The sequence below is a fragment of the Bradyrhizobium sp. P3_C3 genome, from assembly GCF_056402655.1.
Window position 1 is genome coordinate 63270 of record NZ_JBFUGY010000020.1, and the last position, 16733, is coordinate 80002.

Genomic DNA, 16733 nt, shown 5'->3' on the forward strand with positions numbered 1-16733 from the left:
AGGACTGGACGATGTTGCGACGGACGTTTCTGATGCTGACCACCTCGCTCGCGATGGCTTGCACCGCGAGCCAGGCGAACGCTGCTTGTAGCCCGGATTACTCCGGCGTCACCCTGACTGTGGCGTCGCAGACCGGACCGTATATCGCCTCCGCGCTCAAGCTCGGCGCGGACGAATGGACCAAGAAGACCTGCGGCAAGGTCAATGTGGTCGAGTTCCCCTGGTCGGAGCTCTACCCGAAGATCGTTACATCGCTTACCGGATCGGACGCGGCGTTCGATCTGGTCAGCTTTGCGCCGGCCTGGCTGCCCGACTTCGTCACCTATCTCAGCGAGATGCCGAAAGCGATGCAGTCCGGCAAGGATTGGGACGATGTCGAGCCGGCCTACCGTGAGCGCCTGATGGTGTGGGAAGGCAAGATCTATTCGCAATCGATGGACGGCGACGTTCACACCTACACCTATCGCACCGACCTGTTCAGCGATCCCAAGGAGAAGGACGCCTTCAAGGCCAAGTACGGCTACGACCTGGCGCCGCCAAAGACCTGGAAGCAATATCTCGACATCGCGGAGTTCTTTCAGCGCCCCGACAAGGGACTCTGGGGCACGGCGGAGGCCTTCCGTCGCGGTGGCCAGCAGTTCTGGTTCTTCTTCAGCCACGCGGCGGCCTATACCAACAACCCGAACTATCCGGGCGCGATGTTCTTCGACCCCGAAACGATGGATGCCCAGATCAACAATCCGGGCTGGGTGAAGGGATTGGAGGAATATATTCGCGCTTCCAAGCTTGGCCCGCCCAATGCGCTGAACTTTTCGTTCGGCGAGGTCAATGCCGCCGTGGCCGGCGGCCAGGTGGCCGAGTCGATCGGTTGGGGCGACACCGGCGTGATCGCCGCCGACCCCAAGCAATCGAAGATTTCCGGCAAGGTGGGCTCTGCAGTGCTGCCCGGCTCTGACGAGATATGGAACGCCAAAACCAAGAAGTGGGACAAGTTTCCGGCAGTGCTGCCGGCACCCTTCATGGCGTTCGGAGGCTGGCAGATTGCCGTGCCAAAGGTGGGCAAGAACCAGCAGGCGGCTTGGGATTTCGTCAAGACGCTGACAAGTCCTGAAGTCTCCGGCAAGGCCGCGATTACCGGTGGCACGGGTGTCAACCCATACCGCAAGTCGCACACCACGAATCTGGAGTTGTGGAGCAAGATCTTCTCGCCGACGGAAGCCAAGGAATATCTCGGCGCCCAGGCCGACTCCATTAACGGCAAGAACGTTGCGCTCGACATGCGTTTGCCCGGCTATTTCTCCTACACCGAGGTTGTGGAGATTGAGCTTGGCAAGGCGCTGGCCGGCCAGACCACGCCGCAGGCCGCGCTGGACGCGGTCGCGAAGGAATGGAATCGCCTGACTGATGAGTTCGGCCGCGCGAAGCAGCTCGCCGCCTATCGCGCGGCGATGGGCCTCTCACCGAAGAACTAGCTTCCCGCAGAGACTGCCCCGGATGATGCGTGAGCATCATCCGGGCTTTGTTGGCCGTCGATATAGGGGACGGAAAAAGGAATCCATGGCGCACGTCGAGATCGAGAACGTCAGCAAGGCATATGGGCCCTACAAGATCATCGAGGGGCTTAATCTGAGTGTGGCCGACGAGGAGTTTGTCGTGCTTGTCGGGCCGTCCGGCTGCGGCAAGACCACGACGTTGCGCATGATAGCGGGACTGGAGACGGTCACCAGCGGAACCATTCGTATCGGTAATCGCGATGTGACGCAGCTGCGCCCGGGCTTGCGTAATTGCGCGATGGTGTTCCAGAACTATGCGCTCTATCCGCATATGACTGTTGGTGAGAATATCGGCTACGGCATGAAGGCGCGGGGCGAGTCGCGCGCCAAGATCGCGAAAGCCGTCGAGGACGTGGCGCGGGTTCTCGACCTCGAGCAATACGTGGACCGTCGGCCCAAGCAGCTCTCCGGTGGGCAGCGTCAGCGCGTGGCGATCGGCCGTGCCATCGTGCGCAGCCCGGACGTGTTTCTGTTCGACGAGCCATTGTCAAACCTCGACGCCAAACTCCGCATCGAGATGCGGACCGAGATCAAGGCATTGCATCGCCGTCTCGCCAAGACGATCGTTTATGTCACACACGATCAGGTCGAAGCGATGACCATGGCCGATCGGGTCGTGGTGATGAATCGCGGCCGCATCGAGCAGGCGGCTGATCCGATCACGATCTATGAGAAACCAAGCAATCTCTTCGTCGCGGGCTTCATGGGCGCGCCCAGCATGAATTTTATCCACGGGGAGATTGCCGCTCGCGACGGTGCACTGATCTTCACCGAACCCTCGGGTACGGCGTTGAGATTGCCGAAATCCCGAGAGGCGGCCTATGCAGGGAGCATCGGCAAGCCGGTTGTGCTCGGCGTGCGGCCCGACCACGTGCTGCGGCAAGATGCGCCATCGGGCTCCTCCGTCCGCATGATGGTGAAAGACGTGGAGCCGCTCGGGCCGCATACTCTCGTGATTGGAACCGTGGGCGCATTTCCATTCACGGCGCAGATGCAAGTCGGTGTTTCTGCGGCGCCCGATTGCCCAATAGATGTCGCCATCGATCTGGAGCGAACGCACCTTTTCGACAAGGTTTCCGGGGAGGCCGTTTCATAGTCGGCCGTCCTCTGGCGGTGCAGGTAATTCCAAATCTTTACTTCCAGCGTGCGCATGCCTCATCGCGGTCACTTGCGCTGCGGCGAGCTCGCACGTGATGCGGGCGACGTTGCCCCCTTCTTCGCAAACTTTGCTGGTCCGGTATTGGTGTCGAGCAGAGTCTGCGAAAAGAGATTAAGCGATTTCAGATGGTTACATGCCAATATTCATTACCTCGCGGGTAATGGAAGGGCTGAAATCCGCATGCTAGGTTTTCGAGCATGAACGCACATGCATCCACGGCACAGGCCGAACGCAGCCAGCCCGTCCATATCGGCGACCATTTGCGCGAATGGCGGCAACGCCGCCGCATGAGCCAGCTCGATCTGGCGGGCGAGGCCGAGATTTCCGCGCGGCATTTGAGCTTCGTCGAGACCGGCCGCGCTGCGCCCTCGCGCGACATGGTGCTCAGGCTCGCCGAACGTCTCGAGGTACCCTTGCGCGAACGCAACGTGCTGCTGGTCGCGGCCGGCTATGCGCCGGCGTTTCCGCAGCGCCCGCTGGAGGATCCCGCCTTGAAATCAGCTCGCCAGGCGATCGACCTCGTTCTCAGGGCGCATGAGCCCAATCCGGCGCTGGCCTATGACCGGCACTGGAATCTGGTTTCCGCCAACCGCATGGTGGCGCCGCTGCTCGACGGCATCCCGCAGCGGCTGCTCGGCCAGCCCTTCAACGTGCTGCGGCTCGCGTTTCACCCCGAGGCGCTGGCGCCGCGCACGGTCAATCTCGCGGAGTGGTGCGGGCACCTGCTGGAGCGGCTGCACCGGCAATGCGAGGCGACGGCCGATCCCGAGCTGATCAAGCTCTATAACGACCTCAAGAGCTACCCCATCCCGGCGCGCTCGGGGCCGCTGTCGAGCGACAATGTCGCGATTCCCTTCAAGCTGCGCCATGGCGGAGAGATACTAAGTTTCTTCTCCACCACCATGGTGTTCGGCACACCTGTCGACATCACGCTGTCGGAGCTGGCGCTGGAGACGTTCTTCCCGGCGGACGAGCGCACCGCCGAGCGGCTCAAGCAGATGGCAGCAGCTATGACCTAGCGCCCTTGCCTCGGGACGGGTTCGGCTTATCTTCGGCTTATCTTGGGTCAAACCCGCATCGCCCGAAGGAGGCGCTATGAGCACGTTGAAACCGCTCCAGATCGATGTCGTCTCCGACGTGGTGTGCCCCTGGTGCTATATCGGCAAGCACCGGATCGAGAGCGCGCTGGCGCTCGTGCCCGACGTTCCCGTCAAACTCAATTTCCGTCCTTTTTTCCTCAATCCGTGGGTGCCGCGCGAGGGCATCAGCCGCGAGGACTATCTCACCACCAAGTTCGGCTCGGTCGAAGCCTATAAGGGCATTGCCGGCCGCGTCGTCGCGGCTGCAAGCGAGGAGGGCCTTGTCTACAAGCCCGAGCTGGTCGCGCGCCAGCCCAACACCACCGACTGTCACCGCCTCATCCTCTGGGCCGAGGCGATCGGCAAGGCGCCCGAGATGAAGCAGCGGCTGATGGAGCTGTATTTCCGCGACGGCGGCGACCTCACTGACGTGAACGTGCTGGTGCAGGCGGCCGCCGATGTCGGCCTCGATGCCGACGACGTGCGCAAGCGCCTCGCCACCGACGAGGACGTCGCACGCGTGTCGGCCGACGCGCAGGAGGCCGCCGAGAAGGGCATCTCCGGCGTGCCGACCTACGTGTTCGCGCAGAAATACGCCGTCTCCGGCGCGCAGGATCCGAACCTGCTCGCCCGCGCCATTCGCGAGGTCTCGGCGGAGATCAACGCGCAGGCGGCAGAGTAGCTTTCGCTTATTTGCGGAGCAGACGCACCACGCGTCGCGCGCCGTCGTGCGCGACGTTGAGGCCAACCAGCGCCGCGTGAATGATCGCGACGACAGGATCGTGACGCCGCAGCGGAATCAGCACGTCGCCGATGGCAAAGCGCCCGCGCCAGATCGGGTTGATCATGGGGTGGTCGGCGCTCGCCGTGGAGTCCGCGCTGGCGATGGCCGGATCGGCGCAGAGATGCCGCGTGAGGTCGAGCGTGAGCTGCACGCCCGGCGAATATCTTGCAAAGCGTTCGTCGATACCGAGCTTGAAGAAGAAGGCGCGGTCCTGGTGGCGTAGCACGATGCCGGCCGCCACCGGCGTCGTGCCAGCGCGCAGCGTGATGACCTCGCACTGCGCGGTCTCTGCCAGCGCAAGAACCGCGCGGCCAATGAAGGTCGCATCGCCCGCATGCTGGATCAGCGCGGTGCCGCGCTTGCCTTTCCAGCCACTGGCCTCGAGTTGCAGGAATGTTTCGAGCGCCGGCCCGATCTCGTTGGGCTTGCGCGCGACCGCGAAGGCGACGGGCCCGTGCTCTTCGAGGCGATGGCGCTGGCGACGCAGCTCCTTGAGCTTCTTGGCGCCGAGCGCTTCATGCAACAGCGTTTCACCATCCTGCGTCGCGTCGAGGCTGGCGCGGATGTAGGAGGAGAGGATACGCGGCTTCAGGCCGTCGCGATTGAGAACGTCCTTGAGCGAACTCATCGCCGCGCCGTCGAGTGCAACGTCGTTGAGCACGAGCGCATGTGCTCCGGCCTCGCGCGCCTGCTGCAACAGGCGCGTGGCCGCTTCGATCGGCGCGTCGCGGTCGATCAGGGGGCTGCACAGGGTGCCATAGGGATGCGCGCTCACCAGCGCGGGCAGGGGGATCTTCCAGGCGCGCCAGAGCGAGACCACCGGCATCAGCCCGATCAGCCGCACCGACGAGCCGTCGAATGCGGGTAGCGCCGAGGCGTCGGTGCGGCCGCGTGCGGCCTCGCTCACGGCGAGCTCCCAGCCCGGCAGGTAGTAGCCGTTCGGCTCGATCGCGCGCTGAGCGAGCGCGCGCCATTGGCCGGGATCGATGGACGTGAGGGGGACGAGCGCGCGGGTTGCCGCGGCAGCCCTTGCCGATGCCGGATTGATCGCTGCCTGATGCGCGATATCGACCACGTCCCGTCGTTCCCCGTTCAGAAGGTCATGCTTAGCGCAAAGATTGGAAAATTCCGTTGGGACGCCGCTTCAATTCGAATGGTAATATTAACGTCTCATTGAGCATTCGGGCCGCCGCGGCGTGCCATGATGGAAGCTCTCGACCTGGAGGATCACAATGATCGCCACACCTTTCACGCCGATGGCGTCGCTCCTTGGTGGCGCGTTGATCGGCCTGTCCGCCGTGCTCCTGATGTGGGCGACGGGACGGATCGCCGGTGTCAGCGGCATCGCGGCGCGGCTGTTTCCGCCTTACGAGGACCGCGAGTTCGCCGGCCGGCTCGCTTTCGTCGCCGGCCTCGTCGCCGCACCCATCCTGGTGCGCATTGTCAGCGGAAGCCTGCCGGCGCAAACGATCGCGGCGGGAACGCCGGTGCTGATCGTCGCCGGATTGCTCACGGGCTTCGGTGCGGTCTGGGGCAGCGGCTGCACGTCCGGCCATGGCGTCTGTGGCCTGTCGCGGCTGTCGCTGCGATCGCTGGTCGCGACCATCACCTTCATGTCGGCGGGCATTGCCACTGTCTTCGTGATGCGGCACTGGGGCTGACGACGATGGCAATCCTCATCCAATTCGCGATCGGCCTCCTCTTCGGTATCGGGCTCATCGTCTCCGGCATGTCGAATCCGGCAAAGGTGCTGAACTTCTTGGACGTCGCCGGCATTCCCGCCGGAACGTGGGATGCGAGCCTCGCCTTCGTGATGGCGGGTGCTGTCGCGGTAACCTTCATCGGCTTCAGCCGTGTCTTGAAACTCGCGCGACCGTTTTTCGCAGACCGCTTTTACCTTCCGACGCGAAAGGATATCGATTCGAGAGTTATCGCCGGTCCCGCCATCTTTGGCATCGGATGGGGGCTCGCAGGCTTTTGTCCGGGCCCTGCGCTCACCGCGCTCGGATTCGGCTCGGCGTCCGCTTTCATCTTCGTGGCCGCAATGCTTGCCGGCATGGTGCTCGCCCGCTTCGTCGCGCAGCTCCTGTCGTCAACGCGCTTCGTCGCGCCGGCCGATCCGCTCGAAACCTGACATGGGCAGGACCGGGCGAGTGGATCTCGTCCGGTCCTGCCCTGTTACAGCTTCAGTGACTACCAGCGGTCGCCGCCGACACCGACGCCCACGCTGACGCCGGGCGCCCGAATGCCGACGCCGCCGCGCGGACCATCGTCCCAGTCGCGATAGGTGCGGCGCTCGTAATAGCGATCGCGCGGCATCGCGTTGTAGGAGTCGCGCACGATCACGCGCGAGCCGCCACGGGTGCGATAGCAATTGCCAGCGTCATCGCAGACAAGCCGGACTTCCTGAACGAGCTCAGGGTTGGCGTATTCGCTGGTCGTATAGATATCGGCGGCCTTCGCGCCGCTCGCCGCAGCGAGGGCGCCGACGCCAGCCAATAGTGCGATCGTGAATGTCCTCATCGTGTCCTCCTCCGAAACTGCCCTCGGGGGTAACAAGAAGGGGAGGCGGTGATCGTTCCGGGTCGAATTACAGGTTTTTCCCGGAACCGGAGCGCGTGTCGGCGTGATTTGTTTCTAGATCGGCTCGTAGGTTTCCGTCCCGCAGATGTCGTCCGCTTCCGCGCGGCGGCGATCGACGACCTTTCCGCCTGATATCGTCACGATGTAAATCTGGGTGCCGAGCGTGGAGCCGGTGGCGGAGGTGAGCTGCGCGCTGACGCAGGCGGTCCAGCCCTGTCCCCGCACCTCCCGATGGGGCGGGGCGACGTGCACCTCGCGCGGATAGGACGTGTTGAGGAAGACCACGTTGATCTGCTCGCGGACCACGCGCTTGACGTCGGGGGGCGCTTCGGGTGGCGGCTGCTCGGCTTCCTTCAGGCGCATGAACTCGGGCACCGGCGCGCGGCTGTCGGCGAAGCCGCAAGAACCAAGTGCGAGGGCGCTGGCCAGCAGCGCCGCATGAGCAACAATCCGCAACATCCGTGAAGGTCCCCTGCGGGCCAACAGATAGGCAGGAATGCGATCCGGCAAAGTCCCGGCCGATCAAGATTTGCTGAAATTCCGGCCCTCCGGCATTTGCTATTACGGGATTGCAGGCTAGTTTGTGCCCCAGACGAGGGGGATTGCATCAATGCGGATTTTGGTCATCGCGGCCGCCGTGCTCGCACTAACGGCTGCGTCGGCGCAGGCGCAGGGCCGCAGCAGAGGCCAGCCGAACGAAGCGAAGTCGGACAACAAGCCCAAGGTCGACGAAAAGGCCTACAAGGCCGCGCTCGAGCGCATTCCGGAGCCCAAGGAGAAGTACGACCCGTGGGGCGGAGCCCGTCCGGCTGAACCTGCCAAGAAGCCCAAATAAATGAGGGGGGCGTTGGCGAGCCGTCTATGTCAGTCGGCCGCCGCCATCGTGCTCCTCTTGTTTTCCTCGTGGCCAGGCATCGCCTGGGAGAGCTGGGGTGGCGATCCCGGCGGCTCACGCTTCTCGCCTTTGCGGGAGGTCACGCCCGACAATGTCGACAATCTGGTTCGGGCCTTCGAATTCCATACCGGCGATCTCGCGGCGCGGCCGCCCGAGGTGATGCGGCGAACCAAATTCCAGGCGACACCGTTGTTCGTCGAGGACAGCCTGATCTTCTGCTCGCCCTTCAATGAGGTGATCGCGCTCGATCCCGGCACGGGCGCGCAGAAATGGCGCTTCGATCCGAAGATCGCGACCAACCAGCGGCCCGCCAACCGCTACGTCTGCCGTGGCGTGACCTACTGGATCGACGATGAGGCGCCCGCGAATGCCGCCTGCCGATCGCGCATCTTCATGGGCACGAACGATGTCCGCCTGATCGCGCTCGATGCAAAGACAGGCATTCGCTGCGCCGGTTTCGGCACTGGCGGTGAGGTCAGGCCCGATATCGGCATGAAGCTGGATTGGCCCGGCGAATTCCAGATCACCTCGCCGCCGGCGGTCGGCCGCGGTGTCGTCGTGATTGGCTCCGCGATCGGCGACAACCGCCGCGTCGACGCGCCGAGCGGCGTGGTGCGCGCGTTCGATGCGCGCAGCGGCCAGCCGCGCTGGACCTTCGAGCCGCTCAAGCGCGACCGTGTCGAAGCTGGTCACGCCAATGTCTGGGCGCCGATGTCGGTCGACGCGGCCCGCGGGCTGGTTTTCCTGCCGACATCCTCGCCGTCGCCGGACTTTTGGGGCGGCAAGCGGCCGGGCAACAACGAGCACGCCAATTCGGTGGTCGCGCTGCGCATCGAGACCGGCGAGCTCGTGTGGGCATTCCAGACCGTGCATCACGACGTCTGGGATTACGACCTGGCGTCGCAGCCGACGCTGACGCGTATCGACACCGGAGACGGCCAGCGCGATGTCGTGATTCAGCCGACCAAGCAGGGATTTGTCTTCGTGCTCGACCGCGATACCGGCAAGCCGGTGTGGCCGGTGGAAGAGCGCGTGGTGCCGCAAGGCGGCGCGGAAGGTGAACGACTGTCGCCGACGCAGCCATTCCCGACGCATGTGCCGCCGCTGACATCGCAAAGAATCTCGACTGAGGATGCGCTCTCGCTCCTCCCTGGCCTGGGTCGCTCCGCTTGCGAAAGGCAGTTCGCGGAGGCACGTAACGAGGGGTTGTTCACCCCACCCTCGACGCAAGGCACGGCGGAGTTTCCCTTCACCGGCGGCGGCGTCAACTGGGGTAGCGCAGCCTTCGACCCGGTCAACCAGATCCTCTACGCCAACACCGCCCGCGCCGTTCATCTCATCAAGCTGATCCCGCGTGCGGAGGCCGCTGGATTCGATCCGCCTCCCGGTCATGATTTCGGCCAGCAGAAGGGCGCGCCGTTCGCGATGTCGCGCGCGGTGGTGATGTCGCCGCTCGGGCTTCTTTGCAACAAGCCGCCTTGGGGCGAGATGGTCGCAGTCGATCTGAAGGCCGGCAAGATCCTCTGGCGCTCGACGGTCGGCACCACGGAAGACCTTGCGCCGCTCGGCGTGCCGCTGCCGTGGGGCGCGCCGCTCGTCAACGGGCTCGCGGTCACCGCAGGCGGTCTCGTCTTCACCGGCGCGATGGATGCCTATCTGCGCGCCTTCGATGCGCGAAGCGGCCGCGAGTTGTGGCAAGGCCGGCTGCCGGTGCCCGGCGTCGCCAACCCCATGACCTATCTCTGGAAGGGCGAGCAATATGTCGCGATCGGCGCCGGCGGCCACTCCGAGGTCGGCACCTCGATCGGCGACAGCGTCGTTGCGTTTCGCCTGGCGCGGCCGGGTGAAGGGCCGTCGCTATGGTCGCGCACCATCGATCGTCCGGGCGGACGATTTTGGGTGTCGTCGTCAGCAATTGTGTTCGCGATCATCCTGCTGATCATCGCGAGCCTGCGCTGGCGTCGTCGACGTCGTATAAAGCAAGCATGATGCTGCGTTGTGTATGCGATGCGAACGGTTGTTCACATCGCGCACGCTATCGTACGAAAGCGAGGCCGATGCGCCTGTCATTGCGCCATACGGTGCGGCAATTCCGTACGAAATTGTCGCGCGCGATCGAGAGCGTGAATGATTTCGGCAATATGACGGGGGAATCGAGCTCGATCGCCGCGCCGCCTTCCGACATGTTTCGCACCGTGCACGCGATGCCGCTGCTTTCAAAGGTGATCGTTCCACCCTTGAAAACACGGTAACGCTGCGCTGCACGTTTCTCGATCATCGGCATTAATCCATAACGATGATTGTGAAGTAGTGCATAGAAATTACGTTGAAATAAACTCAATACTGGCGCTACTTGCACAGCGCTTCAGAGTTCGTTTACGACGTTGGAGCGGTGAGTCGCTTCCCGCCGACTTTCCCTCATAAGCCCTTCCTTTATGGCGTTACGCGCCGATGGAGATATTGATGAAGACTACGCTTTCGCTTCTGTTCGCCGCAGCGCTCTCGCTGTCATCGATGCCCGCCCACGCCGTCAAGTGGGACCTCTCGACCATGACCTGCAAGCAGTTCCTCGAGAGCGGCGAAGACAACATCGCGGTCGTGCTGACCTGGATGGACGGCTGGTACAAGGGCGACGAGGACAACGCGATCATCGACACCGAGGTGTTCATCGAGAACGCCAAGAAGTTCGGTGCCTATTGCGGAAAGAATCCGACCGTCAGCGTCGTCACCGCGGCTGACGAAATTCTCGGCAAGTAATTCCTGAAGCTGACTGAAGCGCGGACGCAATCGCGCTTCAGTCCCTCGTTTCGATGCGAAATTGATTGGAGAGCCGCGGAGCGCCTTGCGCGCTCACGCGGCTCTCTTCTTTTTGGATGATGCTCAGCCCGGCAGCATCGCGAACGCGCTCGACACCATCGCCACCTGCTTGTTGTCGGAGGCCGAGAGCAGCGTGACGCGGCCAAAGCTCATGGTGCGTCCGAGCCGCACCACGCGGGCGTCGGCGAGCACATCCGAGGAGGAGACCGCACGCATGAAATGCGTGGTCTGATCGACCGTCGTCATCGGACGATAGCGGCGATTGGCGGCGAGGTTCGCGATCACCATCGCGGTATCGGCAAGCGCCATCAGCGCCTGGCCGCACACCACGCCGCCGTTGCGGCACAGCCGCTCCGAGAATGGCATGCGCAGGAGCGCGCCTGGCTGCCAGTCCGGCTCGTCCAGCGGCGGCAGGTGCTCGAGGCGCTCGACGGCGAGGTTGAGATCCTGGACCCAGGGCGCAAAGACCTCGCCGAGTATGCGTCTGGCCTCAGCGATGCCGAACTCGGCTTCTGGCTGCGATGGCATTGCTGTCGGTCCCCCCTGTGTTGCTGGATGTTTCGGCTATTCTGCGCGCATCGGCGCGGCAAAGTCACCCGGCCTTCGGTCGGCTCTGTCGGCTTGAAAATGCCTGACTTGGGCCGATATGATACTGGGCTTGGGAGCGGGTGGGCGATGTTGCGTCGGTGTGTCCTTGTGTTTGGGTTGATAGCGCTAGGTCTCGCGCTGGACGGGTGCACCAGATGCGGCCCGATTTGGGACGACTGGCTGCAGGCGCCGAAATCGTGCAGATCGGACCGGCTCTAGCGCGCCATTCGGCCCTGGCGGGACGTTGACAAGAACGACAAGGCGCGGTTGACCCGCCCTTCATGGATGATCAAGGAGTCAATGATGAAGCTTTTCCGTATGGCGGCGGTGCTGCTGGCCGTGCTGGCGGGACCGGCCTACGCGCAAATGCCCAATCTCAATTTGCTGCAGGAGGGTCCAGGCAAGACCCCCGAGGAAAAGGCCGCGGAAGCCGAGCGTGACAAGGCCTACAAGGAAACGCTGAAGAAGATTCCGGATTCCAAGGCGTCCAACGATCCCTGGGGCGGCATACGTTCCGACCCGCCGAAGCAGGCGGCTGCGCCGAAGGCGTCGGCCGCAACCGGCGCGCCCAAGAAGAAGTCCGGCACGACCGCCAATTGACCTTGTCCCCGATCGGAGGCGGCTGATGCCTCCGGCCGGGACTCCTCTTCGGCCGGCCTGCTTCCTACATCTCCGAGAGCGTATTGCGTTGAGGAGGAACGGCATGGCCGATCGTCCGCGGGATCTCGCCGAGCGGATGGCGCGCCGGCGCAAGATGGGCGGCAAGCCAGGCGAGCGCGGCGGCGACGGCTTCTTGCGTGAGACTTTCACTCTGCCGCGCCCGGCGGCGCGGGCGAGGGCGGAGGCTTTCTTCGCCCGCTACCCCAAGGCCGGCTATATGAGCGCGGTCGAGACCTGGCGCGAACTGCCGGGCGGCGACATCGAATTCACCATGCGGCGGCTGCCCAGCGCCGACTAGACGTCAAGTCTCCTCGAAGGATTCGGCGATGATGCGGATCCGGAACACGGGCTCCTTGGCCTCGTCCAGCAGCTCCATGTGCCATTCGGAATTTTCGTTGAGCTTGCGCGCGAGGCCGGCGGCCATGTCGGCGCAGATGCTGGTCATCATCTTCCAGGCCGCATCGCGATCGGCAAATTCCGTCGCCTGGTCCGCGCAGCCGGAATAGCGGCCGTTCCGAATTCGAAAGAAGTAGAGCGGCATGGCTGGCACCGGTCACATGATGGTCCCGCCTCCCGGGCCATGGGCGCGCGCAGTGCAGTCCCAAACCAGGGACAGATCAATTCCGGGCCGCTACGGACGAGACCTCGCGGGGCGCGTATGCTGCTGAAACCGGCCCGGGTGGTCTATTCATGCGGTCTTGCGCCCGATCGCCTTCAGCTCCCGATCGATGCGCAACTGGACGCGCCGGATCGCCAACAGATCGATCTTCGTCTCGGTCTTGCCCGTCCTGGTCTCGTCACCGATGCGGAACTGCCACTGCCAGACCCCGGGAAGCGCCGTCTCGGCAACAGTGAACTCAACGCCCCTGTGATTCATGGTCATCTCCACGATTCACCCTCCATTCACCGTGAACATGTTGGGCGTCGCCCTATTCCTGCGACAAGCGAAATTTGGCGGTAAGCCTTGGATAATTCACGGTAATCTTTGGAACCGCGCGCGGTCCGAAACAAACGAAATTAGGTTCCGAAAACCGTGCACGGAATCCGGGCAAGGCATGGCAATTCACGCGGCCTTGCCGTGCCACGCCGAGGAACTTTGTTCATGGTCGGAGAACCCCGGAACGCGGGATCCGCGCATTTGACACATCGCTGCGAGCGAGGCGCGGTCCGGATTCCTTTCCGTATCGTGTGGAACCCAAAGCGGCGCGCGTTGCTACCGCCGCCATTCAAAGCGAACAGGTGTGGTCGATACTTTTCCACTTTTGCGTGTCATATATCTATGCTCTGCTTGTGAACGACGGTTCGAACGCGATGTCACGAAGGGGAAGGTGTGAGCTGGCTGAGACATCTTGTGCTGCGCTGGGGTGCACGGAATTTCTCGCTGACCTGTCCCCATTGCCGGCATCCCGCGTCCTCATCGAGCTTCAAGCGCGCGCGTTTCATGCTCGGTGACGAGAAGCTCGTCTGCGAAGAGTGCGGCGAGACCAGCGTCGTCACGTTCTGGCGTTTCGAAGGACTATCGTCGCGGCCCGATTGCACTGAAGCGAGGCGGCGCGCGCCGCTGTCCGATTCGCGGCACTGATCCGACGCCGGCGGTGTGCGTCGAAGTCCACTCCATGCGTGCTGCGGCATATGCCTTGCTTGGCCTCATGACGGCAAACAACATGGGCGCGTCATGCTCGGCATTCCCCGCCGCTACTCTCATTTCGTCTTCGGTGTCATCCAGTCCGGCCTGACCTCGCTGATCGCGGCGGGCATCGCCAGCTTTCCCGCTTCTGGCGCGACGGTCTTCCTCGCGCACTGGATGGTGTCGTGGCTGATCGCGTGGGCCGCGATGCTGCCGATCGTGCTGCTCGCGGCGCCTGCGATCCGCGCCTTCTCGCTGCGGCTGACGCAAGAGGAGAGGGCTCGGTGAGGCGGCCGGCAAGCATGAAAAAAAACCGCTTGGGGAGAGCCAAGCGGGTGAAAGGTTATTGGAGGCTGAGGTGCTGGGCTGCAACACCGTAGCCCGACGACCCTAGCCGGTTGAGCTTACGACAGCCTGACAGGGCCGGCAGATCGGCTTTCAACCTGCCGCGCCTCCGCGCCCGCAAACAGAAAACCCCGCTCGGGGCAGAGCGGGGTCCTCGACTGTGTATGGAGGCCCGGTGTTGGTCCACCGGGCAGAGCCAGACTAGGAGACCAGGCTTACGGGTGCCTGACGGCCGGCACCGAAATCCGCGTCGGGAGGCCGCAGACTGGCCCCGCACGCGTCCCAATTTGGCCACCCGATCGCACCACTGGAGCCACACCCCTCGGCGAGATTTCGTATCGTCGGCGACGCCATGGGGGAAACGTGGTGCGCCGGCAGCGGGGTGGCATCATGGATAACGTAGAGCGGTCATTCGCCGCCGCGACGGCGGCTGGCTTCGTCGTGCTGGTGATCGGCCTCGTGCTGCTGGCGCTGCTGTAAGGCGTACCGGCGGACGGCAGCCAAGGCCGGACCGGGCTAAAGCAGGCGCTTCGATCCTGGGTGGGCACCCAGGACGCCGCCGCGCCCTTTCAAAACATGGAAAACAACCCCATGCACAGTAGGGGGTCGGGCGATTTCGTTGTGCGATCAATGGCTTAGTTGTGGTATTTAGATACCTTAAATGCCACGCAATGGCTCCGGGGCGCACCCCGAGCGCAATGCCGGATCCTCGACATGAACAGGGGCTGGCTCTGCCGGCCCAATTCTGCGACGCGCATTCCCGACGGCCGGTACGACGGCTAGCCGCCCATCGCGGCGCAGCCTTGGTCAGATCGGAAGCCCGTCGGCAGGCTCAGTGGACCTTGATCTCACCCAGGGGAAGGCGGAGTTCGGCGGCGCGCTCTTCGCGGTCCTTCTTGCGAAACTCGTTTTCCTTCCGCTCGAATTTCACCATTTCCTCGTGCGCCGCCGCCAGGAGGTGATTGCGCCTGACAGCATTGGGGTGCGCGTCTTCCGTCATGTTCCTGGTCCCCGTCGTTGCGATCCGATCTCGAAGAAAGCCGGGCATCGCAGAAAGGTTCGATGCCGCAGGATTGCGGAATTATGACGGCGCACGGCGGCTGCGTCTTTGATGCGCGTCATCTTCAGTCGAAGGGTGACGAATGCGGAGGATCGGCAAAAATCAAAAAGGCCGCCAACCGAGGCGGCCTCTCATCATCTTTGAATCACTTGATCTTTGAATCGCTTGCCCGCTAGCGGCAGGGCTTCTAGCGGCAGGGCTTCTAACGACAGGGCTTGCCAATCATCTGGGCATGCCGGCTGTGGCAGCCGTCGTGCAACTGAGACTTCCTCGTCACCTTTGCGCCGACCTTCGGGGCGCCCGATGCCGTCGCGGCATTCGATATCTGGGCTTGCGCCGGCACCGAACCGGCGAGGACAGACAGCGCCAGAGCGATCTTGAGGATTGCCTTCATCGTGCCTCCCGAGGTTGTTCGAACGGTACGCAAAGTAGCGCTACCGATGTGAGCGTTACATATTGTAGCGCTACATTCAAGTTCGATCAGAGGCATGACGACGAGCCGCCGTCCTTGCGGCGGACCGAGATGGGGCAAAGTGAGGTAGATCGCAGATGAGGCGGGGCGAGCGCTCCGCGGAATGGACCGATCAGGCGGCCTCGGTCCGTCGCGACGTGCACGCCCAATGTGGCGAGCCGTGGCGGCCTATTGCTTCGTTGTCGGCGGCTCGAAGATGAGGGCGGCTTGGAACACCCGCCCGGCGTCGGTGCGGACTTCGATCGCAACGTCTGTTCGATCCTCGTGTCCCGCCAAGTCGCGCGCAAGGCCGCTCAATGTCTGCGTCGCCTCGATCTCTGCTTCGCGCTGGGTTCGAAACTCCAGTCCCTCATCGTCGGCATAGAGGCCGGTGTCGTCTCGGATATCGAAAAAGTACCGGACCATGGCGCCGCCTCTCAGAGAGAGTATCGCCGCCAACCCCGCCTTGGGAGGACCGTTCCTAATTATTTCGGCGGCTGGAATCCGGGTACTGTCCCAATCCCCGGGCGTGGTTGGCGTCCCGTTGGCCGGCGAGAATGCCAGGACCGCCGCTTGCAGGTTGGGCAATCGTAGACCTGGACGCCGAGCGCCGTTGAACCAGGTCAATCATAGCTGTCTTTACGGACGGTCTCGATCCGCCTTGCGTCCGCCTACATCTGTGGCGGCGTGACCCTTGCTTCGTCTCTCGTCAGGGCGGCAAGCCTGTCCAATTGGCTAGCCACGCCAGTGAGGCTCCGGGCGATGTTCTTCAACAGGAAGGCCCTGTCCGCCGAAACCCCGGACGATTGAGAGAGGACCTTGTAATGATTTGCGAGTTCCTCGCATTTAGCAGCGTCGATCATAATTGAGCCCATCTATGAAACAGGTCAACAGCTCAACCCTAATACGGTTCCCACGCGGGGCGCTGACGACCCTTGGCGTTGCAATGCCTCGCATCCTACCACAGCTATTCGTCGTCAGGTTGTGTTCTGCGCCACAAATCGCGTCACTCCCGAAATCAAAGGCCACCACGCCAGGAAACAGGCTCGTCCCTGAAGACGGCCCCGGCCGGTGGGGCTTGATAGGGGTGAAGGCCGGGGCCGCTTGGGGATGCTTGGCCCTTGGCAAAGAC

23 protein-coding genes are annotated in these 16733 nt (G+C 63.5%); 13 read left to right on the plus strand and 10 right to left on the minus strand.

Annotated elements, in window-relative coordinates; translation table 11 throughout:
- Positions 1-32 precede the first annotated feature (32 nt).
- The 4 genes from AC1DW2_RS22885 to AC1DW2_RS22900 all read left to right on the plus strand — a co-directional run bounded on the left by AC1DW2_RS22885 (position 33) and on the right by AC1DW2_RS22900 (position 4473).
- Positions 33-1472, plus strand: coding sequence for an extracellular solute-binding protein (locus AC1DW2_RS22885; RefSeq protein ID WP_354131476.1), 1440 nt, complete (start codon positions 33-35; stop codon positions 1470-1472).
- Between the two features lie 85 nt (positions 1473-1557).
- Entirely contained in the window at positions 1558-2649 is a 1092-nt protein-coding gene (locus AC1DW2_RS22890; RefSeq protein WP_354131423.1) for an ABC transporter ATP-binding protein, read from the plus strand.
- A gap of 260 nt (positions 2650-2909) precedes the next feature.
- Positions 2910-3731, plus strand: coding sequence for a helix-turn-helix domain-containing protein (locus AC1DW2_RS22895; RefSeq protein ID WP_354120621.1), 822 nt, complete (start codon positions 2910-2912; stop codon positions 3729-3731).
- 76 nt (positions 3732-3807) lie between these two features.
- Complete coding sequence (locus AC1DW2_RS22900) at positions 3808-4473, plus strand: DsbA family oxidoreductase (RefSeq protein ID WP_039152160.1); 666 nt, start codon at positions 3808-3810, stop codon at positions 4471-4473.
- Positions 4474-4480: 7 nt separating this feature from the next.
- Here AC1DW2_RS22900 and AC1DW2_RS22905 read toward each other — a convergent pair whose 3' ends face one another.
- Positions 4481-5650 (minus strand): GNAT family N-acetyltransferase, encoded by a 1170-nt coding sequence (locus AC1DW2_RS22905; protein ID WP_477007173.1) that lies wholly within the window; start codon positions 5648-5650, stop codon positions 4481-4483.
- A 157-nt stretch (positions 5651-5807) separates the two neighbouring features.
- On the opposite strand from AC1DW2_RS22905, the gene AC1DW2_RS22910 reads away from it, so the two are divergent.
- Both AC1DW2_RS22910 and AC1DW2_RS22915 read left to right on the plus strand, forming a co-directional pair.
- A complete protein-coding gene (locus AC1DW2_RS22910) occupies positions 5808-6236 on the plus strand; it encodes a YeeE/YedE family protein (RefSeq protein WP_085404266.1) in 429 nt (142 codons plus the stop codon).
- Positions 6237-6241: 5 nt separating this feature from the next.
- The gene (locus AC1DW2_RS22915; RefSeq protein WP_477007174.1) at positions 6242-6709 is read left to right on the plus strand and encodes a DUF6691 family protein; all 468 of its coding nucleotides are present in this window, start codon (positions 6242-6244) and stop codon (positions 6707-6709) included.
- Positions 6710-6768: 59 nt separating this feature from the next.
- On the opposite strand, the gene AC1DW2_RS22920 is transcribed toward AC1DW2_RS22915, so the two are convergent.
- Positions 6769-7098, minus strand: a complete 330-nt coding sequence (locus AC1DW2_RS22920) for a hypothetical protein (RefSeq protein ID WP_028152664.1) — start codon at positions 7096-7098, stop codon at positions 6769-6771.
- Positions 7099-7212: 114 nt separating this feature from the next.
- Complete coding sequence (locus AC1DW2_RS22925) at positions 7213-7617, minus strand: hypothetical protein (RefSeq protein ID WP_085404268.1); 405 nt, start codon at positions 7615-7617, stop codon at positions 7213-7215.
- A 151-nt stretch (positions 7618-7768) separates the two neighbouring features.
- Between AC1DW2_RS22925 and AC1DW2_RS22930 the strand changes: the two genes are divergently transcribed.
- Together AC1DW2_RS22930 and AC1DW2_RS22935 are read left to right on the plus strand one after the other, a co-directional pair.
- Complete coding sequence (locus tag AC1DW2_RS22930; protein WP_085404269.1) at positions 7769-7993, plus strand: hypothetical protein; 225 nt, start codon at positions 7769-7771, stop codon at positions 7991-7993.
- Positions 7994-10042, plus strand: coding sequence for a pyrroloquinoline quinone-dependent dehydrogenase (locus tag AC1DW2_RS22935; RefSeq protein WP_477007175.1), 2049 nt, complete (start codon positions 7994-7996; stop codon positions 10040-10042).
- Positions 10043-10088: 46 nt separating this feature from the next.
- On the opposite strand, the gene AC1DW2_RS22940 is transcribed toward AC1DW2_RS22935, so the two are convergent.
- Positions 10089-10331: a PilZ domain-containing protein gene (locus tag AC1DW2_RS22940; RefSeq protein WP_071917354.1), complete on the minus strand. Its 243-nt coding sequence runs from the start codon at positions 10329-10331 to the stop codon at positions 10089-10091.
- A gap of 185 nt (positions 10332-10516) precedes the next feature.
- Here AC1DW2_RS22940 and AC1DW2_RS22945 point away from each other — a divergent pair, with 185 nt between their 5' ends.
- Positions 10517-10810: an HdeA family protein gene (locus tag AC1DW2_RS22945; protein ID WP_014494092.1), complete on the plus strand. Its 294-nt coding sequence runs from the start codon at positions 10517-10519 to the stop codon at positions 10808-10810.
- Positions 10811-10933: 123 nt separating this feature from the next.
- Here the strand turns inward: AC1DW2_RS22945 and AC1DW2_RS22950 are convergent, their stop codons facing one another.
- The gene (locus AC1DW2_RS22950; RefSeq protein WP_354131429.1) at positions 10934-11398 is read right to left on the minus strand and encodes a PaaI family thioesterase; all 465 of its coding nucleotides are present in this window, start codon (positions 11396-11398) and stop codon (positions 10934-10936) included.
- Positions 11399-11761: 363 nt separating this feature from the next.
- On the opposite strand from AC1DW2_RS22950, the gene AC1DW2_RS22955 reads away from it, so the two are divergent.
- Positions 11762-12058: a hypothetical protein gene (locus tag AC1DW2_RS22955; protein WP_084795357.1), complete on the plus strand. Its 297-nt coding sequence runs from the start codon at positions 11762-11764 to the stop codon at positions 12056-12058.
- Positions 12059-12161: 103 nt separating this feature from the next.
- Positions 12162-12416 (plus strand): hypothetical protein, encoded by a 255-nt coding sequence (locus AC1DW2_RS22960; RefSeq protein ID WP_085404272.1) that lies wholly within the window; start codon positions 12162-12164, stop codon positions 12414-12416.
- 3 nt (positions 12417-12419) lie between these two features.
- Here the strand turns inward: AC1DW2_RS22960 and AC1DW2_RS22965 are convergent, their stop codons facing one another.
- Together AC1DW2_RS22965 and AC1DW2_RS22970 are read right to left on the minus strand one after the other, a co-directional pair.
- Positions 12420-12659 carry a DUF6894 family protein gene (locus AC1DW2_RS22965; protein ID WP_028152656.1) on the minus strand — a complete coding sequence of 80 codons (240 nt, stop codon included), beginning with the start codon at positions 12657-12659 and terminating at the stop codon, positions 12420-12422.
- A gap of 147 nt (positions 12660-12806) precedes the next feature.
- Positions 12807-12995, minus strand: coding sequence for a hypothetical protein (locus AC1DW2_RS22970; RefSeq protein ID WP_085404370.1), 189 nt, complete (start codon positions 12993-12995; stop codon positions 12807-12809).
- 453 nt (positions 12996-13448) lie between these two features.
- On the opposite strand from AC1DW2_RS22970, the gene AC1DW2_RS22975 reads away from it, so the two are divergent.
- Both AC1DW2_RS22975 and AC1DW2_RS22980 read left to right on the plus strand, forming a co-directional pair.
- On the plus strand, positions 13449-13700 hold the full coding sequence (locus tag AC1DW2_RS22975) for a hypothetical protein (protein WP_148312138.1): 252 nt from the start codon (positions 13449-13451) through the stop codon (positions 13698-13700).
- Positions 13701-13793: 93 nt separating this feature from the next.
- Positions 13794-14033 (plus strand): DUF2798 domain-containing protein, encoded by a 240-nt coding sequence (locus AC1DW2_RS22980; RefSeq protein ID WP_085404273.1) that lies wholly within the window; start codon positions 13794-13796, stop codon positions 14031-14033.
- 889 nt (positions 14034-14922) lie between these two features.
- Here the strand turns inward: AC1DW2_RS22980 and AC1DW2_RS22985 are convergent.
- From AC1DW2_RS22985 to AC1DW2_RS22995, 3 genes are all read right to left on the minus strand, one after another.
- Positions 14923-15090, minus strand: coding sequence for a hypothetical protein (locus AC1DW2_RS22985; protein WP_094184405.1), 168 nt, complete (start codon positions 15088-15090; stop codon positions 14923-14925).
- A gap of 262 nt (positions 15091-15352) precedes the next feature.
- A complete protein-coding gene (locus AC1DW2_RS22990) occupies positions 15353-15544 on the minus strand; it encodes a hypothetical protein (protein ID WP_085404274.1) in 192 nt (63 codons plus the stop codon).
- Between the two features lie 246 nt (positions 15545-15790).
- Positions 15791-16027, minus strand: a complete 237-nt coding sequence (locus AC1DW2_RS22995) for a DUF6894 family protein (RefSeq protein WP_063986255.1) — start codon at positions 16025-16027, stop codon at positions 15791-15793.
- Between the last annotated feature and the right edge of the window lie 706 nt (positions 16028-16733).

Excerpts from the sequence above, each read along its gene's own strand:
- AC1DW2_RS22885 (WP_354131476.1), top strand. The coding sequence starts at position 33 with ATGCTGACCACCTCGCTCGCGATGGCTTGCACCGCGAGCCAGGCGAAC.
- AC1DW2_RS22890 (WP_354131423.1), top strand. The coding sequence starts at position 1,558 with ATGGCGCACGTCGAGATCGAGAACGTCAGCAAGGCATATGGGCCCTAC.
- AC1DW2_RS22895 (WP_354120621.1), top strand. The coding sequence starts at position 2,910 with ATGAACGCACATGCATCCACGGCACAGGCCGAACGCAGCCAGCCCGTC.
- AC1DW2_RS22900 (WP_039152160.1), top strand. The coding sequence starts at position 3,808 with ATGAGCACGTTGAAACCGCTCCAGATCGATGTCGTCTCCGACGTGGTG.
- AC1DW2_RS22910 (WP_085404266.1), top strand. The coding sequence starts at position 5,808 with ATGATCGCCACACCTTTCACGCCGATGGCGTCGCTCCTTGGTGGCGCG.
- AC1DW2_RS22915 (WP_477007174.1), top strand. The coding sequence starts at position 6,242 with ATGGCAATCCTCATCCAATTCGCGATCGGCCTCCTCTTCGGTATCGGG.
- AC1DW2_RS22920 (WP_028152664.1), bottom strand. The coding sequence starts at position 7,098 with ATGAGGACATTCACGATCGCACTATTGGCTGGCGTCGGCGCCCTCGCT.
- AC1DW2_RS22925 (WP_085404268.1), bottom strand. The coding sequence starts at position 7,617 with ATGTTGCGGATTGTTGCTCATGCGGCGCTGCTGGCCAGCGCCCTCGCA.
- AC1DW2_RS22930 (WP_085404269.1), top strand. The coding sequence starts at position 7,769 with ATGCGGATTTTGGTCATCGCGGCCGCCGTGCTCGCACTAACGGCTGCG.
- AC1DW2_RS22935 (WP_477007175.1), top strand. The coding sequence starts at position 7,994 with ATGAGGGGGGCGTTGGCGAGCCGTCTATGTCAGTCGGCCGCCGCCATC.
- AC1DW2_RS22940 (WP_071917354.1), bottom strand. The coding sequence starts at position 10,331 with ATGATCGAGAAACGTGCAGCGCAGCGTTACCGTGTTTTCAAGGGTGGA.
- AC1DW2_RS22945 (WP_014494092.1), top strand. The coding sequence starts at position 10,517 with ATGAAGACTACGCTTTCGCTTCTGTTCGCCGCAGCGCTCTCGCTGTCA.
- AC1DW2_RS22950 (WP_354131429.1), bottom strand. The coding sequence starts at position 11,398 with ATGCCATCGCAGCCAGAAGCCGAGTTCGGCATCGCTGAGGCCAGACGC.
- AC1DW2_RS22955 (WP_084795357.1), top strand. The coding sequence starts at position 11,762 with ATGAAGCTTTTCCGTATGGCGGCGGTGCTGCTGGCCGTGCTGGCGGGA.
- AC1DW2_RS22960 (WP_085404272.1), top strand. The coding sequence starts at position 12,162 with ATGGCCGATCGTCCGCGGGATCTCGCCGAGCGGATGGCGCGCCGGCGC.
- AC1DW2_RS22965 (WP_028152656.1), bottom strand. The coding sequence starts at position 12,659 with ATGCCGCTCTACTTCTTTCGAATTCGGAACGGCCGCTATTCCGGCTGC.
- AC1DW2_RS22970 (WP_085404370.1), bottom strand. The coding sequence starts at position 12,995 with ATGAATCACAGGGGCGTTGAGTTCACTGTTGCCGAGACGGCGCTTCCC.
- AC1DW2_RS22980 (WP_085404273.1), top strand. The coding sequence starts at position 13,794 with ATGCTCGGCATTCCCCGCCGCTACTCTCATTTCGTCTTCGGTGTCATC.
- AC1DW2_RS22985 (WP_094184405.1), bottom strand. The coding sequence starts at position 15,090 with ATGACGGAAGACGCGCACCCCAATGCTGTCAGGCGCAATCACCTCCTG.
- AC1DW2_RS22990 (WP_085404274.1), bottom strand. The coding sequence starts at position 15,544 with ATGAAGGCAATCCTCAAGATCGCTCTGGCGCTGTCTGTCCTCGCCGGT.
- AC1DW2_RS22995 (WP_063986255.1), bottom strand. The coding sequence starts at position 16,027 with ATGGTCCGGTACTTTTTCGATATCCGAGACGACACCGGCCTCTATGCC.